Annotated in this window: 9 protein-coding genes and 2 pseudogenes; 3 read left to right on the plus strand and 8 right to left on the minus strand. The window is 62.3% G+C overall.

The window, feature by feature from the left end; genetic code table 11:
- Nucleotides 1–54 precede the first annotated feature (54 nt).
- The 4 genes and pseudogenes from ATH90_RS10950 to ATH90_RS10960 all read right to left on the minus strand — a co-directional run bounded on the left by ATH90_RS10950 (nt 55) and on the right by ATH90_RS10960 (nt 5,703).
- Nucleotides 55–2,463 carry a glucose/quinate/shikimate family membrane-bound PQQ-dependent dehydrogenase gene (locus ATH90_RS10950; protein WP_098466240.1) on the minus strand — a complete coding sequence of 803 codons (2,409 nt, stop codon included), beginning with the start codon at nt 2,461–2,463 and terminating at the stop codon, nt 55–57.
- 260 nt (nt 2,464–2,723) lie between these two features.
- Nucleotides 2,724–3,266, minus strand: a pseudogene (locus ATH90_RS29910) (methyl-accepting chemotaxis protein); the annotation flags it as partial.
- A gap of 321 nt (nt 3,267–3,587) precedes the next feature.
- A pseudogene (locus ATH90_RS29915) lies at nt 3,588–4,667 on the minus strand (cache domain-containing protein); the annotation flags it as partial.
- Between the two features lie 145 nt (nt 4,668–4,812).
- Nucleotides 4,813–5,703, minus strand: coding sequence for a bestrophin family protein (locus ATH90_RS10960; protein ID WP_069023038.1), 891 nt, complete (start codon nt 5,701–5,703; stop codon nt 4,813–4,815).
- 612 nt (nt 5,704–6,315) lie between these two features.
- On the opposite strand from ATH90_RS10960, the gene ATH90_RS10970 reads away from it, so the two are divergent.
- Nucleotides 6,316–6,774 (plus strand): metallophosphoesterase family protein, encoded by a 459-nt coding sequence (locus ATH90_RS10970; protein ID WP_098466242.1) that lies wholly within the window; start codon nt 6,316–6,318, stop codon nt 6,772–6,774.
- A gap of 8 nt (nt 6,775–6,782) precedes the next feature.
- Here ATH90_RS10970 and ATH90_RS10975 read toward each other — a convergent pair whose 3' ends face one another.
- On the minus strand, nt 6,783–7,094 hold the full coding sequence (locus ATH90_RS10975) for an ArsR/SmtB family transcription factor (RefSeq protein WP_034103827.1): 312 nt from the start codon (nt 7,092–7,094) through the stop codon (nt 6,783–6,785).
- A gap of 78 nt (nt 7,095–7,172) precedes the next feature.
- On the opposite strand from ATH90_RS10975, the gene ATH90_RS10980 reads away from it, so the two are divergent.
- Entirely contained in the window at nt 7,173–8,264 is a 1,092-nt protein-coding gene (locus ATH90_RS10980; RefSeq protein WP_034103829.1) for an NADH:flavin oxidoreductase/NADH oxidase, read from the plus strand.
- Here ATH90_RS10980 and ATH90_RS10985 read toward each other — a convergent pair.
- Nucleotides 8,255–8,944, minus strand: a complete 690-nt coding sequence (locus tag ATH90_RS10985) for an SOS response-associated peptidase (RefSeq protein ID WP_098466243.1) — start codon at nt 8,942–8,944, stop codon at nt 8,255–8,257. The genes ATH90_RS10980 and ATH90_RS10985 overlap by 10 nt on opposite strands.
- Before the next feature lie 172 nt (nt 8,945–9,116).
- Here ATH90_RS10985 and ATH90_RS10990 point away from each other — a divergent pair, with 172 nt between their 5' ends.
- Complete coding sequence (locus ATH90_RS10990; RefSeq protein ID WP_098466244.1) at nt 9,117–11,243, plus strand: TonB-dependent siderophore receptor; 2,127 nt, start codon at nt 9,117–9,119, stop codon at nt 11,241–11,243.
- Nucleotides 11,244–11,944: 701 nt separating this feature from the next.
- Here the strand turns inward: ATH90_RS10990 and ATH90_RS10995 are convergent.
- Both ATH90_RS10995 and ATH90_RS11000 read right to left on the minus strand, forming a co-directional pair.
- A complete protein-coding gene (locus tag ATH90_RS10995; RefSeq protein ID WP_034103835.1) occupies nt 11,945–12,667 on the minus strand; it encodes a FadR/GntR family transcriptional regulator in 723 nt (240 codons plus the stop codon).
- Nucleotides 12,668–12,715: 48 nt separating this feature from the next.
- Nucleotides 12,716–14,452 (minus strand): IlvD/Edd family dehydratase, encoded by a 1,737-nt coding sequence (locus ATH90_RS11000; protein WP_098466245.1) that lies wholly within the window; start codon nt 14,450–14,452, stop codon nt 12,716–12,718.
- Nucleotides 14,453–14,624 lie beyond the last annotated feature (172 nt).

The raw sequence follows: 14,624 nt of genomic DNA on the forward strand, positions 1-14,624 counted from the left end.
GGGTTCTTCCAAAGCAGAAGGCGCGGTGCGAGGGTGCACCGCGCCTGGAGGGGGTTATGGCAGTGCGTAGGCGATCACGTAGTCGCCACGGTCGGTGGACTGGCGCGCACCACCGGCGGTGATGACGATGTACTGCTTGCCGGTTTTCGGCGACACGTAGGTCATCGGGCCGCCTTGGCTGCCGACGGGCAGGCGGGCTTTCCAGATTTCATCCCCGTTGCCGCTGTTGAAGGCGCGCAGGTAGAAGTCCTGGGTGCCGGCGATGAAGATCAGGCCGCCCTGGGTGGACAGGGTGCCGCCGAGGGTCGGCAGGCCGATCTTGATCGGCAGGTGCATGCGGATACCCAGCGGGCCGGTGTCTTCAACGGTACCGACCGGAACTTGCCAGGCGACCTTTTGCGTCTTCATGTCGATCGCGGTCAGGGTGCCGAACGGCGGCGCCTGGCACGGGATGCCGGCCACCGACAGGAAGCGGTTTTTGTTTACCGCATACGGCGTGCCCTTGAGCGGCACGGCGCCCATGCCGGTGTTGAGCGCTTCGCCACCGGACGAGGCCTGGGCCTTGTTCTGCGAGGGCACCATCTGGATCCACAGGCCCAGGCGCATGTCGTTGACGAAAATGAAACCGTGCACCGGGTCGGTGGAGAGGCTGCCCCAGTTCATGCCGCCCAGCGAACCCGGGAAACTCAGGGATTTATCCGTGCCCGGCGCGGTGTACAGGCCGTCGTAGCGCATGCCCTTGAAGTCGATGCGGCACAGCAACTGGTCAAACGGCGTGGCGCCCCACATGTCCGACTCGGTGAGGGTTTGCGCGCCGATCTGTGGCATGCCGACCGACTTTGGCTGGGTGGGCGAGTAGGGTTCGTTAGGGATGTTGGCGGCCTTGACCGGTACTTCCTGAACGTCGGTCAGCGGCTTGCCGGTCGCGCGGTCGAGCACGTAGATCTGCCCGGCCTTGGTGCCGATCACCACCGCAGGCACGGCTTTGTCGCTGCCTGGCGGCGTGAAGTCGATCAGGCTTGGCTGCATTGGCAGGTCGAAGTCCCACAGGTCATTGTGGACGGTCTGGTACACCCACTTTTCCGTGCCGGTGGAGGCGTCCAGCGCCAGCACCGAGGCGCCGTATTTGTGGTTGAGCTGGGTGCGTTCCACGCCGTAGATGTCGGTGGACGAGCTGCCCATGGGCAGGAACACGGTGTTCATCAGCGGGTCATAGGACATTGGCGCCCAGCTGTTCGGGGTGCTGCGCACATAGGTGCTGCCGTCTGCCGGGGCTTGCTTGTCTTCCGGGTTGCCCGGGTCGAAGGCCCAGCGCATCTGGCCGGTGATGACGTCGAAGCCACGGATCACGCCGCCCGGCATGTCGGTCTGGACGTTGTCGGCCACGCGGCCACCCACCACCACGGTGGTGCCGGCCATCAGCGGCGCCGAGGACAGTTGGTAGTAGCTGTCCGGCACGTTACCCAGGCCGGCCTTCAAGTCCACTTGGCCGTGGGTGCCAAAGTCTTCGCAGAACTTGCCGGTGTCAGCATCCACGGCGATCAGGCGTGCATCGATGGTGTTGGTCAGCAAGCGACGCTGGCACTGCGCACCGGCAGGAACGCTGGCGGCAATGATCGGCGAGCTGTTGGGCTGGGTCGGCTGGGCGATCGGCGCGCTGGCGTCGAAATAAGCCATGCCACGGCAACGCTGCCACACCGCCGATTTGGCGTTGACTTCGTTCTTCCACAGCTCCTTGCCGGTGTCGGCGTCCAGGCCGATCAGGTTGTTGTGCGGCGTGCAGATGAACACTTTGTTGCCGATCTGCAGGGGGGTCAGTTGGTCTTCTGCACCGTTGCCATCGCTGATGGCGACATCACCGGTGTGGTAGGTCCAGGCCACTTTGAGCTTATTGACCGTGTCACGGTTGATCTGGTCCAGCGCGGCGAAGCGGCTGCCGCCTTCGGTGTTGCCGTAGTGCGCCCAGTCTTTCTGCGCATCGGCCGCGGCCACGGGGGTGATGCCAGGGCCGGCGCCGGTCGGTGCGACGCTTGGGTGAGCGACGAACATATTGCCTGCTGCTACCGCCACGCCCACTGCCAGCACGGCGGCAACGCCATAGGCGCCGCGGGCAGGCTTGTTGACGAGCAACGGGTAGACCAGCGCCACCACCATACCGATGGCCGCAAACATGAACAGTCGCGAGAACAATGGCCAGAACACCAGGCCCACATCCGCGACCGCCCAGATGGCCGTGCCGATCAGGAACGCCGCGAACAGCCAGGCCCCGGCCGGTTTGCGAGCGGCGATCAACAGCCCGGCAATCGCCATGACCGCGCCGCCGATCAGGAAGTACCAGGAACCTCCCAGGCTGACCAGTTTGACGCCGCCAATGGCCAGCGCGAGGCCGAGCAGGGCGATGATCACGCCCAGGCCCAGCAGTAAGAATCTAGAGGCGCCAGCGGCGCGCGATGCTCGTTTCATGTCGAAAGGACTCGAATGTGAGAGGGCAAAGACGCGATTTTAGCAAGATAAGTAACTGGTTAGTACATTATAGTCCTGCAATAGACTATTACAGGTGCTGCGATGATGGCGTGTGGCTAAATGTCGCTCAGCGTGCGAGGTAATCGGCGGGGGCAACGTGGGGTGATCGGGCTTGTTGCAGCGAGCGGGCTTGCCCCGCTTTCTGCAATAAGCCCGCTTGCCACAGCGATGCGCTGAATGGGACCAGGCTTGCCGACCTATCAGAACTTGAAGCGACCCACCAACCCCTTGAGCTGACCTGAAATATCCGTCAACCGACCTGACCCGGTCTGCGCCGAATGGGCAAACCCTTCGACCAGCTGCGCATCGGCATGGATCTGCGCGATGTGCCGGTTGATCTCTTCAGCCACCTGGTGCTGTTCCTCGGCGGCCGTAGCGATCTGGGTGTTCTGGTCGCGGATCGAGTCCACCGAGCCGCGGATCTTGTCGAAGCTGTCGCGGGCTTGCTGGATACGTTCCACGCTGGTGTGGGACACCAGCAGGCTGCCTTGCATCTGCTGCGTGACTTCCTGGGTGCGGCGGGCGAGGTTGCCGAGCAGGCTGTCGATCTCGCCGGTGGAGTCAGCGGTACGGCGGGCGAGGGCGCGGACTTCGTCGGCGACCACCGCAAAGCCGCGGCCCTGGTCGCCGGCGCGTGCGGCCTCGATCGCCGCGTTGAGTGCCAGCAGGTTGGTCTGCTCGGCAATCGAGCGAATGGTGTCGAGAATGGTGTTGATGTTTTTGCTGTCCTGCTCCAGCTGCTGCATGGTCTGGGTGGAGCGCTGCAGGTCTTCGCTGAGCTTGAGCACGCTGCCGGTGGCTTCGCCGATGTGCTGCTGGCCGTCGTGCACGTCGCGGTAGCCTTCGTCGGCACTGGTGGCGGCGGCGCTGCAGGAACGCGCCACTTCGTTGGCGGTGGCTACCATTTCGTTGAACGCGGTGCTCACCAGTTCCACGGCTTCGCGCTGGCGGCCGGCGGCCTGGTTCATGTTGTGGGCGACTTCGCTGGTGTCGGCGGCGGCGGTCTGCAGGTCGGACGACGCACTGCCGATGCGCTGCACCAACTGCGCGATCATGCTCAGGAACTGGTTGAACCAACCGGCCAGGCTGGCGGTTTCATCCTTGCCTTGCACCTTGAGCTGGCGCGTCAGGTCGCCTTCACCTTCGGCGATCTCTTGCAGGCCGTCGGCCACGCCGCGAATCGGGCGCACGATGACGCTGGCAAAACTGGCGCCGACAATCGCGAACACCAGGGCCAGTACCGCGGCAATGGCGGCGATCAACCAGGTCAGGCGGGTGGCGCCGGCCATCACTTCATCGCGCTTGATCAGGCCGATAAAGCGCCAGCCCAGGTCCTTGGAGCTGACCACGTTGGCCATGTAGGGCACGCCATCAATGTCGATCTGGCTCACACCGTCGCCGCGCTTGGCCAGCTCGGCGTAGTGGGGGCCCAGGTCGGCCAGGGGCTTGAAGTTGTGCTTGGCGTCGCTGGGGTCCACCAGCACGTTGCCGTTGGCTTCCACCAGCATCAGGTAGCCGCTGTCACCCAGTTTGATGTTGCGCACCAGTTCGGTGAGCTGCTTGAGCGACACGTCCAGGCCGACCACACCGAGGATATTGCCGGTAGCGTCGGCGACGGTGTGCACGGTGCCGATCAGCGTCACATCGTCCGGCGCCCAATAGTAGGCACCCGTGCGCACGGTTTTACCCGGTGCGGCGATGGCCGCCTGGTACCAGGGGCGTACGCGCGGGTCGTAGTTGTTGAGCTTGGTGTCGTCGGGCCAACTGGCGTAGCCGCCGTCCTTCAAGCCCAGGGACAGGTAGGCGGTGCTCGGATGGCTCTTGGCAAACTGGTCGAAAATCTCCAGCAGCGCTGTGTTGGTCGGGGTGAGGGGGATTTGTGCGGCATCGGCGCCGGCGTAGCTCTTGAGGTCCTTGGCCGCGACAACGCGCGGGTCCTTGGCCACGTAGTCCACGTTCTGGCTGATGCCGTCGAAGAACTGCTTCATGCCATTGTCGATCTGGCGAATCTCACGGCCACTGCTGTCGAGGAAATTGGCCAGGGCCCCCTCGCGCAGATTCAACACGACCAGCACGGCCACCAGGATAACCGGCACGCATGCGATGGCCGCAAATGCCCAGGTCAGCTTTTGCTTGATATTCATGACTTCACCCGCGGGTATTTATAATTTTGGCAAGGAGAAAACAGTAGCGTCGAGCGTCGCATGTGTTGTTATGAGGGAGGTGTGGCCCATGCGTACCCCCGGTATATCGACTGGGAGGGCACGCACTTGAGGCCGAAGGGAGGGTTTAACTGATGCGCTCGCCACCCAGCGCATCACGCTGCATCGACTGCAGGTTTTTCTCGATGGTTTCGCAGATGGTTTCCATCTGGATCTGGTGTTCGCTGGAGTTGAACGGGCTCTGCAGGTCGGTGCCAATGCGTTCGATGGCCAGCAGCATGAAACCCACCACTGTCGAGGCCAGCGGGGTAAACCAACCCAGGGATTCCACCAGGCCCACTGGCACGATCAGGCAGAACAGCGAGATAAACAGGCGCGGGAAATACACGTAGGGGTAGGGCAGCGGGGTGTTGGCGATCCGCTCCATGCCACCCTGGGCGTTGGACAAGTCCACCAGGGTCGACTCCAGTCGTGCCAGGCGGATGCTGTCGAGGTGGCCGGCCTTGTATTCCTTGGCCAGCAGCGCCGCCGAGCCGGTGAGGATATCGTTGGCAAAGTTGTTAGTGGCGCCGTTGCGGGCAAACTCCTCGCTGGGGATGAACGCACGCACTTCTTCTGGGCACGGCTCGCCCTTGAGGTGGGCAGCCAGGCAGTTCACGTACGCCACGTGGCGGCGCAGCAGCGTGGCCTTGACCGGGTTCACTTCGCCGTCGGGGTCGTCCAGCAGGGTGAGTACCTGGCGGGCGAAGCTGCGCGAATTGTTGACCATCGCACCCCACAGGGTGCGGGCTTCCCACCAACGGTTATAGGCACTGCTGTTGCGAAAACTGATCAGCACCACCAGCGCCGAACCCAACAGGGTGAGGGGCATCAGCGGCAAATTGATCTTGGCGGTGAGGAACAGCATGAAGTCCACGGTGACGGCGACGTCCCACAGCAACAGCCAGAACAGGGCCCAGCCCACGTAGCCCATGGTCTTGATGATCAGGCGGTACTTTTTGATGATGGCGGCTTTCAAACGAGAACCTCGCGGCGAGCGGTAAGCAACAGTGCCTTAGCTCGGACGCCTGGACGTGGGTAAGGTTCGCCCAGTGACTGAAACGTTTAAGTCGGCCTTGTGTGATCAGGCTGGCGTGGCCTGGGTTTTCGAGGGCGCTTTCGACATGTAAGTAAATGTCTCGGAGTTTGTCGTCCATCAAGTTGCCAAAGAGAGGGCGGAACAATTTTGGTAGCGATGCGGTCCCGTACTCTATCCACGATAAATTGCACTGCGGCAAAACGCCATTACTGGCAATTATTCTGACGTGAGTTGTTGTGAGACCTGATTGCAGAAGTACTGCAATTGAAATCAGTGAATTCAGTTTGTTTGATCAGGGCTCTTTCTCATGTGCGGTCGTTCGTTGAAGTTGGCGCTGGATCATTCAGCACGTGTTGTTGAATGCCACGCGGAGTTCGAGGCGTGCATTCGCACGCATTATTCGATGTTGCTGGGACCCTATTCGAAAAGACCGTTTTTCTACAAGACGGCATTGAAGTTCAATCGCTTGATGGTGTCTTTCGCGTTATTAAGTGCTTATTTTTCCCAGCCTGTGCCGCTGCTGTCCGAGGTCAAGGCATCATGGGAGGCTCCATGAAAGTTGGCGTGATTTCCGACACCCACGGCCTGTTGCGCCCAGAAGCGGTCGCGGCCTTGCAAGGATGCGAGCTGATCATCCATGGCGGCGACATTGGCAGCCCTGAGATCATCGAGCAATTGGCGCGCATTGCGCCCTTGCAGGTGGTGCGCGGCAACAATGACCAGGACGCGGCATGGGCGGCACAGGTGCTGGATCATCTGAACATCGATGTGAATGGCTGGCAGACGTTGGTCGTGCATGACATCGCTGACGTACCCGCGTTGCTGGAGGCAAAAACGCGGCTGGTGATCACTGGCCATTCGCACAAGCCCCTGATCGAATGGCGCGGCGCAACGCTGTATGTAAACCCGGGCAGCGCAGGGCGGCGGCGCTTCAAGTTGCCGGTGACGTTGGCCGTATTGGAGGTGTTGGAGACATCGATCGAGCCACACCTGATCGCGCTGTTGGACTGATCCGGGTTCTAGTGCTGCGCCAGAATGCTCTGCAGCAAGCCCGGGAACCGTTCTTCAAGTACCTCGGCGCGCAACGAATTCAGATGAGTGGTCCCCGCGCTGCGGGTGTGCACCAGCCCGGCATCGCGCAACACGCGAAAGTGATGGGACATGCTCGATTTGGGCCGCCCGCCGTCCAGTTCGCCACAGGTGGCCTCGGGCACGCCGGCCAGGCAACGCACGATTTCCAGGCGCACCGGGTCACTCAGCGCGTAGAGCAGGCGCTCGAGCGTCAGGTCTTCGAGAGGGGGGTGTTTAAAGGCTCGCATGAATCGAATCATAACAGGGGGGTATCGTTGAATACCATAGTTCGATTACCATCGAACTATCGAATCACTCACTCGATCCTGGAGTTCTCAATGACCGCTTTGTTCGAACCGTTCAAACTCAAAGACGTCACCTTGCGCAATCGCATTGCCATTCCGCCGATGTGCCAGTACATGGCCGATGACGGCATCGTCAACGATTGGCACCTTGTGCACCTGGCCAGCATGGCCCGTGGTGGTGCCGGCCTGCTCGTGGTCGAAGCCACCGCCGTCGCGCCGGAAGGCCGTATCACGCCAGGTTGCGCCGGTCTTTGGAGCGATGCCCACGCCGAAGCGTTCGTGCCAATGGTCAAGGCCATCAAGGCCGCAGGTTCTGTGCCGGGTATCCAGATCGGCCACGCCGGCCGCAAGGCCAGCGCCAATCGCCCATGGGAAGGTGACGACCATATGGCCGCCTCCGATGCCCGCCGCTGGGAAACCATCGCACCCTCGGCCATCGCCTTCGGCGCGAACCTGCCACAGGTGCCACGCGCCATGACCCTGGACGACATCGCCCGCGTGCGCCAGGACTTCGTCGACGCTGCCCGTCGCGCGCGTGACGCCGGTTTCGAGTGGATCGAGCTGCACTTCGCCCACGGTTACCTGGGCCAGAGCTTCTTCTCCGAACACTCCAACCAGCGCACCGACGCCTACGGCGGCAGCTTCGACAACCGCAGCCGTTTCCTCCTGGAAACCCTGGCCGCCGTGCGTGAGGTCTGGCCGGAAAACCTGCCACTCACCGCACGTTTTGGCGTGATCGAATACGACGGCCGCGACGAACAGACCCTCACCGAGTCCATCGAACTGGCGCGTCGTTTCAAGGCCGGTGGCCTGGACCTGCTGAGCGTCAGCGTCGGTTTCACCATCCCCGACACCAATATCCCGTGGGGCCCGGCCTTCATGGGCCCGATCGCTGAGCGCGTGCGTCGTGAAGCGGGTATTGCGGTGACGTCGGCGTGGGGTTTTGGCACCCCGCAACTGGCTGAAGGCGCGTTGCAGGCCGGGCACCTGGACCTGGTTTCGGTCGGCCGTGCACACCTGGCTGACCCGCATTGGGCGTACTTTGCAGCCAAGGAGCTGGGGGTAGAGAAATCGTCGTGGACCTTGCCTGCGCCTTACGCGCATTGGTTGGAACGCTATCGCTGAGCCTGACTGTCGACGGGTTCGATCAAGCCGGGCCCGTCGTTGCGCGTATTGCCCACCGCAATGTCCACCCTGAACCATTCGAATATTTCGGACGGTTCACCCTGCAACAGTACCATCTGCTCGGCCCGGCCCTTGCTTGTCGCCGGGTCAAGCCACTCACGCGCCAGCGCCGGGTTGAGCACCACCGGCCGGCGGTCGTGGATGTCGACCATGCCGCCGGCGCTGTCGGCGGTGATGATCACAAACCCATCGTGCTCGCCCGCGCCCTCATCGGCGTCGGGTAGCTGGCCGATGGCGGCGCACAGCGCAGGGGCGCCGTCTCTTCGACGTATCAGGTAGGGCTGTTTTATCGGGCCGCCTTCATCCACCCATTCAAACCAGTTGTCCACCGGCGTTATGGCGCGATGCGGCCAGATCGCACGAAAGAACGCGCCGTGGGCGACTTTTTCGGCGCGGGCGTTGATCGGTGGCGCGCGGTCCTTGGCCCAGTGCGGGCGCCAGCCCCAGCGTACGCGGTCGGCGCGTAGCACCTCATTGTCCACATGCAACAGCGCCACCTGCGTCGAGGGTGCAATGTTGTAGCGGGCTTGATCGCCTGCCGAGTCGGCGAGGGCGTTGGGCATGCTCAACGCTGCCACGAAGTCATGAATGCCGCGGTACTGCGTCAGTCGTCCGCACATGGCAATTCCTCCTGCTGAACCCTGAGCGTAGCCGGCGAATCCCGCGAGACGGTAAAAATTCGCACATAACAAATGAGAACGCATATCAATTGCTGTGCAGTTGTTATACCCTGCGCCGCAAAATAACTGGCAGATATGCCCTTCCATCTGGCTCTTTCACTAGGTTATTCCCATGCGTCGTACTGTGCTGTCCGTGTGTGTGCTTCAGGCGTTTTCCCCGTTGAGTTGGGCGCAGGTCGAGCCAGTTGAGAAAGCCTCCATCGAACTGCAAACCACCAGCGTCACCGGCGCTGCCGACTATGAAACCGCCCAGGGGCCAGTGCAGGGCTACCACGCCACGCGCTCCGCGAGTGCGACGCGCACCGATACCTCGATCCATGAAACGCCGCAGTCCATCACCGTGGTCTCCAAAGACGTGGTCGAGGACATGAGTGCGACCCGCCTGCAGGATGCACTCGACTACGCGGGCGGCGTGGGCCGGGCGAACAACTTCGGCGGGCAGGGGTTGACCACCTTCACCGTGCGCGGCTTTACCACCGGCGAGTTCTACCGCAATGGTTTCCCGATCAACCGTGGCTACCCGAACATGCCCGACGCCAACACCCTCGAGCGCCTGGAAGTGCTGCGCGGCCCGGCGACCATGCTCTACGGCCGTGGTGACCCCGGTGGCACCTTCAACGTGGTGTCCAAGCAACCGCTGGCCGAGCCGACGGTGACCCTCGGCAGCCAATTGGATAACCAGGGCATGCAGCGCGCGACCCTCGACGCGTCTGGCCCGCTGGACGAGCAAGGTCGCCTGGCGTATCGCCTGAACGTGGTGGGCGAGGGCGGCGACACCTTCCGTGATCATGTGGAAACCGAACGCTACGGCGTGACGCCGGTGCTCACCTGGCAAGCCACCGACGACACCAAGGTGATCTTCGAGGGCGACTTCATGCGCAATAACCATCCGCTGGACCGTGGCTTGACGCGCTACCCGAACCAGAAAGGCACGCCTTCGCGCGACACCTTCTGGGGCGAGCCAGACGTCGGCAAATTGCACAACGACAACAGCATGGCCCAGCTGCGTTTCGAACACCTGCTCAATGACAATTGGACCTTGGGCGGCGGCTTCCAATGGCTGGACGGCACGCTGCAAGGCAACGCCATCGAAGCCAATGGCCTGGCCGCTGACGGTCGCACATTGGGCCGCAACTTCAACTACCGCAAGCTGGAGTGGACCGACAAAGACACCCAGCTCAACCTCACCGGGCACTTTTCCACAGCCGGCTTGGACCACACGTTACTCACCGGCGTCGAGTTCGAAGACTACGACTACACGTCGATCATCCAGCGCTCCAGCGGCGCGGTGGGCGCGTATGCCATCGACATCTTCAACCCGGCCTACGGCCAGGCGCGCCCGGCGCTCACGCGCACGCCAACCCATGACAAGGAAAACCTCAAGACCTACGCCGCGTTCGTCCAGGACCAGGTGGCGCTCACCGAGCGTCTCAAAGTCCTGGCAGGCGCACGCTTGGAACGCTTCGAGCACGACTACCGCACCTATGTGCCAGGCGGGAAAAGCTGGAATGCCAGCGACAATGCGGTGACCCCGCGCGTCGGCGTGATCTATGACCTTACCGACACCGTCGCGGTGTATGCCGACGCTGCGCGCTCGTTCAAGCCCAATACCGGTGCCAGCCGCCAGGGCGGCGGTTTTGCGCCGGAGAAAGGCAAGTCCTACGAGATGGGCATCAAGTGGGAGGCCTTCGATCGCCAGTTGAGCGTTGATGCGGCGATCTATCAGATCGAAAAGGAAAACGTGCTCACCACCGACCCCGTGGACTCCACCTTCAGCGTCGCCGCTGGCCAGGTACGCAGCCGAGGCCTGGACCTGAATGTGGCAGGCAACATCACCCCGCAGTGGCGCGTGATCGGTGGGTATGCCTACGTCGACGCCGAAGTCACCAAGGACAATACCCTGCGCACGGGCACGCGCTTGTTGAACATTCCGCGCAACAGCTTCAGCTTGCTCAACGTCTATGAATTCCAGGACGGCGCACTCAAAGGCCTGGGCCTGGGGGCGGGCGGCAAATACGTGGATGAGCGCGCAGGGCAGACGTCCAACACTGCCTTCTCGATGGATGCCTACACCGTGGTCGACCTGCTCGGCTACTACAAGGTCAACGACAAACTGCGGCTGAACCTGGATGTGAAGAATGTGTTCAACCGCGAGTATGAAGAAGGTGCGTTCGGTAATGTGTATGCCTACCCGGGCGAGCCCCGCACAGTCCAGGTCGGGATCGCCTACACGCTGTAACGGCGTACACAGGTAAACCGGTGGGAGCGGGCTTGCCCGCGAATGCTGAGTGTCAGTCGCTGGATGTTCTGGCTGACACAGCGCATTCGCGGGCAAGCCCGCTCCCACATTTGAATGGGTTTGCACTTGATCAAGTGTGGTTGCCGGGCAGGAGGTCAGAGCGGCGTGAGTACGTTCATTACCGTATCCAGCGCCACAACCGCGAGTATGAAGAGGGTGGCCTACCCAGGCGAACCCCGCACAGTCCAGGTCGGGATCGCCTACACGCTATAACAGGGTACACAGGTAAACCTGTGGGAGCGGGCTTGCCCGCGAATGCTGAGTGTCAGTCGCTGGATGTTCTGGATGACACAGCGCATTCGCGGGCAAGCCCGCTCCCACATTTGAATGGGTTTGCACCTGATAAAGCGTGGTTGCCGGGCAGGAGGTCAGAGCGGCGTGAGTACATTCATTACCGTATCCAGCGCCACAACCGCGAGTATGAAGAGGGTGGCCTACCCGGGCGAGCCCCGCACAGTCCAGGTCGGGATCGCCTACACGCTGTAACGGCGTACACAGCTAAACCTGTGGGAGCGGGCTTGCCCGCGAATGCTGAGTGTCAGTCGCTGGATGTTCTGGATGACACAGCGCATTCGCGGGCAAGCCCGCTCCCACATTTGAATGGGTTTGCACCTGATAAAGCGTGGTTGCCGGGCAGGAGGTCAGAGCGGCGTGAGCACATTCATTACCGTATCCAGCGCCACCCGCGTGTCATCCAACTGCACCAGCGACGCATGCCGCGCCCCAAGGGCATCGCGGTTCTGGATCGCGGTGAGGATCGCCTTGTGCCGAGGCAGGCTCAGGCCCTGAATGTCCGGGCGGCGGTTGGTGATGTTGATCGACTCGCGCAATGGCAGCGACAGCATGTTGCACATATAGGCCAGCAGGTCGTTGCGGGTGGCATCGGCAATGGCGCGGTGGAAGTCCAGGTCAGCCTGTAGCAGTTGTTCGTGGGTCTGTGCGGTTTCCATGCCCAGGTAGGCTTTCTCGATGGTGGCGATGTCTTCATCGGTGGCGGTGGTCGCGGCCATGGCGGCGATTTCCGGTTCGAGGATGCGCCGTACCCCGGCCAGTGTGTTGAAGAACTCGCTGTGCGGCGTGGACTGCATCAACCAGGACAGCACGTCCGGGTCGAGCAGGTGCCACTTCAACCGAGGCCGCACCACCGCGCCTACGCGGGGCTTGGAATACACCAGGCCCTTGGCGCTAAGTACCCGCGTGGCCTCACGCAGCACCGAGCGACTGACCTTGTACTCCTCGCAGAGCGTGGCCTCCATGGGCAGCCGTTCTTCGGGCTTGAAGCGACCGGAAACGATGTGCATGCCCAAGTCCTGGACGATCTGGGCATGCTGGCTCTTGCGCGGCTTGGGCGGCTGGTGATCCATGACTACGGGGAGGCTCTGGCTTGAATTCGCAGCATCATAGCATCCCAATTAGTGGGAATGCCGGGGGACTTCAGCCCCTCGGCACCCCACCAGGAAGTCAAAGTCACACCCCTGGTCAGCCTGCAGCACATGGTCGATGTACAACTGGCGATAGCCGCCGACAATGAGTTTTTGCGGGGGCGCCAGGTCGGCCATGCGCGCCGCCAGCTCGGCGTCGGAAATGTCCAAGTGCAGGCGGCCGTTGGCGCAGTCCAGCTCGATCCAGTCACCTTCCTGCACCGTGGCCAACGGTCCGCCGGCCGCGGCTTCCGGCGCCACATGCAACACCACCGTGCCGTACGCGGTGCCGCTCATGCGGGCATCGGAAATCCGCACCATGTCTGTCACGCCCTGGGCCAATAGCTTGGCGGGCAAGCCCATGTTGCCGACTTCGGCCATGCCAGGGTAACCCTTGGGGCCGCAGTTTTTCATGACCAGGATCGAGTTGGCATCCACGTCCAGCTCCGGGTCGTTGATGCGCGCCTTGTACATGTCGAAGTTCTCGAACACCACCGCGCGACCTCGGTGCTGCATCAGCTCCGGGCTGGCGGCGGACGGCTTGAGCACCGCACCCAGCGGCGCCAGGTTGCCGCGCAATACGCAGATGCCACCGTCGGCGCGGATCGGGTTGTCGAGGGTGCGGATCACCTCGTTCTGGCCATAGATCGGCGAGTCCTGGGTGTTCTCGCCCAGGGACTTGCCGTTGACGGTCAGGGCGTTCGGGTGCGGGATCAGGTTGGCTTCGCCGAGGCGGCGCAGCACGGCGGGCAGGCCACCGGCGTAGTAGAACTCTTCCATCAGGAAGCGCCCCGAGGGTTGCAGGTCGACAATGGTCGGCATGCCACGGCCAATGCGGGTCCAGTCATCCAGGTCGAGTTCGACGCCGATGCGCCCGGCGATCGCCTTGAGGTGGATCACCGCGTTGGTCGAGCCGCCGATGGCCGCGTTCACGCGGATCGCGTTTTCAAACGCCTCTTTAGTGAGGATCTTCGACAACTTCAAGTCTTCACGCACCATTTCGACCGCACGCATGCCGGACATGTGCGCCAGCACATAACGCCGCGCATCCACCGCCGGAATCGCCGCGTTGTGGGGCAGGGAAGTGCCCAGCGCCTCGGCCATGCACGCCATGGTCGATGCGGTGCCCATGGTGTTGCAGGTGCCCGCCGAACGGGACATGCCGCCCTCGGCCGCGAGGAAGTCGTCCAGTGTAATCGTGCCGGCCTTGACCTGTTCGCTGAGCTGCCACACCACCGTGCCCGAGCCGATGTCCTGGCCCTTGTGCTTGCCGTTGAGCATCGGCCCGCCGGTGACCACGATGGCCGGCACGTCGCAGCTGGCCGCGCCCATCAGCAGCGCCGGGGTGGTCTTGTCACAGCCGGTCAGCAGCACCACACCGTCAATCGGATTGCCGCGAATGGCTTCTTCCACGTCCATGCTCGCCAGGTTGCGGGTGAGCATCGCGGTAGGTCGCAGGTTCGATTCGCCATTGGAGAACACCGGGAATTCCACCGGGAAGCCTCCAGCCTCGATCACGCCGCGTTTCACGTGGTCGGCGATCTGACGGAAATGGGCATTGCACGGCGTCAACTCCGACCAGGTATTGCAGATACCGATGATCGGTTTGCCATGGAACTGATGGTCGGCAATGCCTTGGTTCTTCATCCAGCTGCGGTACATGAAGCCGTTCTTGTCGGCGGTACCAAACCACTGGGCGGAGCGTAGGCCGGGCTTTTTATCAGGCATGATCGATTCTCTTATTGTATGACTATATGTTCTATGCGTGCTTAAACATAAGCGCAAAATCGATGCTTTGGAAGAGTTGTTTTGCAAATAGTCCTACTATATAGTCCTTCTCAACTGAGGTATGGCCCTGGCGGATTTTCGCGAGAGGCGTCCCCCGAGCTTCTATAAGAAC

It is taken from the genome of Pseudomonas lurida (genome assembly GCF_002563895.1).
GTDB classification, from domain to species: domain Bacteria; phylum Pseudomonadota; class Gammaproteobacteria; order Pseudomonadales; family Pseudomonadaceae; genus Aquipseudomonas; species Aquipseudomonas lurida.